The organism is Pedobacter sp. 10L46_2 (genome assembly GCF_056395165.1).
The window spans coordinates 1-3185 of record NZ_JBFTIZ010000399.1; the positions used below are offsets into that span (position 1 = coordinate 1).

Genomic DNA, 3185 nt, shown 5'->3' on the forward strand with positions numbered 1-3185 from the left:
GTATCAAGCATCAACCGATACATACACTTCAGGTGTTTATGGAGGGAATAACAATAAAGCCACCCTTAAAGAATCGCAAAAACGAGAATCATTACTTACTTCAAACATTAAACTGAATTTTGAGCGTAAGTTTGGTGTACATAATATTAACGCCTTTGTGGGGTATGAGCAAAGCAAAAATAACCTTGAGTTCTTTGACGCTGATCGCTTCAATTACCTGTCAAACCAATTGCCTGAGCTTTCTCAGGGAGGAACAGCAGCAACAGATTTTCTGAATTCCGGTTACAGTTCAAACTATACCCGCAAAAGTATAATCAGCAGACTGGCGTATGCCTACGACGATAAATATCTATTTGAAGGTCAACTGCGTCGCGATGGTTCATCCATCTTTGCTCCTGGCAAACAATGGGGTACTTTCCCCTCGGTTTCTGCTGGATGGCGCATCAATAAAGAAAAATGGTTCGGTGATAATGTGAAGTTCTTCGACGAACTGAAGTTAAGAGCTTCTTATGGTTCGTTGGGTAATGACAATGTTAATGCATTTCAGTACTATGATAATTACATTCTGGTAGGTAATGGCTTTGTGGCGCAAGCACCAGGTGGTGCGCCAACTATTCAACCGGGAGTGGGTTTGTCAAAACTTGCTAACCCGAATATTACCTGGGAAGTATCAAAAAAACTTGACATAGGGATTAACGCTACATTCCTGAAAAACTTCACATTTGAGGCGATCTATTTCAAACAAAAAAGGTCCGACATCCTTGCAACACGTAATGCCTCTCTTCCTGGATCTTCTGGTATTGTGAATCCTTATAATGATGGCAGTTCAAATTACAATCCATTAGTTCCTTCAGAAAATATTGGTAAAGTCAACAGTGAAGGTTTTGAGGGTACACTGGGCTATACGCATCGTGGAAATGAATTCAACTGGGGTGTGTCTGGTAACATGACTTATGCTAAAAGTGAAGTCATCTTCATCGATGAAGCCTCTGGTACGTTAGATTACCAAAAAAAGACCGGCAGGCCACTGAACAGTTATTTGTTGTACAATGCGATAGGCATCTTCCGTACCCAGGCTGATCTGGATAATAATCCTCATGTTTCAGGAGCGAAAATCGGCGACCTGATCTATGAAGATTATAATCGTGATGGCGTGCTCAACGCAGATGATATGAGCATGGCAAAATATGGTAACATTCCTCAAATTACGTATGGTTTTAACTTCAATGCCTCTTATAAAAACTTCGATCTTTCGGTATTGTTCGCAGGACAGGCAAGGGTAAGCCAGTATGTATTGCCAGAATCAGGTAGTATAGGTAATTTTTATAGCAGTTGGGCCGATAATAGGTTCAGCCCTTCCAATCCTAACGGATCTTTTCCAAAAGTGACTGAACGTGCAGGTAACGCCATTAGTGGGGGTGCTTATAAAAACAATTTCTGGCTGAATAATTCTTCATTCCTGCGTCTTAAGAACGTAGAGCTTGCCTACAACCTGAAAGGAGATTTTCTATCAAAGATCAAGGTTTCCGGAGTAAGGATATTTGCAAGTGCCTTTAACTTATTCACAATCACTAAAGTAAAAGACTATGATCCTGAAGGTAGCAGCGAAAGCGGACAGTTTTATCCGCAGCAAAGGATCATCAATTTAGGTGCAAACGTTAAATTTTAAATCTTGTAAAAATGAAGTACAAATATAGCATACCAGTTTTTATTTTATTAAGCGGTGTACTGGCACTGAGTTCATGTAAAAAGGATTTTCTGGATGTTACTGCAACAGACCGGATCCCAACGAATACGTTGGAAACAGATACCGCCGTGTTTGAGGCTTTTGTAACCAATAGTTACATTGGAACAAGGCTGCAAGATAAAGAAGCAGATGGAACCAATCCAGGATTTGGACGTGGGTTCGAATATAGCATGTGGAGTTCATTGACTGATGAGTCCATTTATAATAATGATGACAATACCTGGTTGGTACAAAGAGGGCAGTTAGCCCCGGAAAACCTGGGAGCACTTGGCGTATTATGGGGCAGAAGCTACCGCGGCATTCGCGAGTGCAATTATGCCCTCAAGGTTTTAACTACCATACAAATGAGTGCCGCGCGTAAAACAAGACTCGAAGGTGAGTTAAAGTTCATCAGGGCATTCCGTTATCAGGATCTGATCCGTAACTACGGAAAGGTAGTGCTTATGGGAGATCAGGTGCTTGGCTTAACAGATAACCTTCAGGATCCTGCGCTATTCAAACGTTCAACTATTAAAGAGGGTATTGATTATGTAGCAGCACAGCTTGATGACGCTGCGGCTAAATTGCCGTTGAATAATGATAATTCATGGTTATTGGGCAGGGCTACCAAAGGTGCTGCATTGGCACTAAAATCCAGATTATTGCTGTATGCTGCCAGTCCTTTATATGAAGCAGCGGGTACCTGGCAAGCTGCGGTAAATGCAGCACAGCAGGTAATTGGCCTAAACAAATATGGAATCTATCAGGGAGGCTATGGTAATATGTTCCTGATTAACGAAAGTAATGAAGCCATATTTGAACGTGTGTATACCAAGAATGCCAATCACACTCACCTGGAAATCGCTAACGGACCAAATGGCTATGGCGGTTGGGCCGGAAATACCCCTACGCAAAACCTGGTAGACGTTTATGATCTAACCAACGGCCTTCCGGCAAATACCAGTAACCCTCTGTATAATCCAGCTAAACCTTATGAAAATCGTGATCCGCGTTTTAAAGCAACCATTTTGTATAATGGTGCAGCTTATCGCGAGCGTAATATAGAAACGTTTATACCAGGCGGAAAAGATAGCAGAGATGGAAATGACAACTGGAATACTACAAAAACCGGTTATTATCTTAAAAAATTCATGAACGATGCCTATCCTTTGCAGAATCCATGGGGTAATGCTGGCTTCCAGCCCTGGATTTATATCAGGTATGCTGAAGTTTTGCTCAATTTTGCAGAAGCAGCAAATGAAGCCTATGGCCCCGATGTTGTACCAGCCGGATCAAGCTTCTCAGCCCGTCAGGCCATCAATATGATCAGGTCAAGGGCTAGTGTAAATATGCCGGATCTGGCTGCTGGAATGGCACAGACTGATATGCGTACTGCTATCAGACACGAACGTCAGATAGAGCTTGCGTTTGAAGAGCATCGTTTCTATGATGTTAGAAG

At 42.1% G+C, this 3185-nt stretch carries 2 protein-coding genes; both read left to right on the top strand.

The genetic code is table 11. From position 1 onward, the window contains the following. A partial coding sequence (locus AC1DDX_RS25730) for a SusC/RagA family TonB-linked outer membrane protein (RefSeq protein WP_477622850.1) occupies positions 1 to 1669 on the top strand: 1669 nt, incomplete at its 5' end. 11 nt (positions 1670 to 1680) lie between these two features. Continuing rightward, the coding region (locus tag AC1DDX_RS25735; protein WP_477622851.1) for a RagB/SusD family nutrient uptake outer membrane protein at positions 1681 to 3185 on the top strand (1505 nt) is incomplete at its 3' end.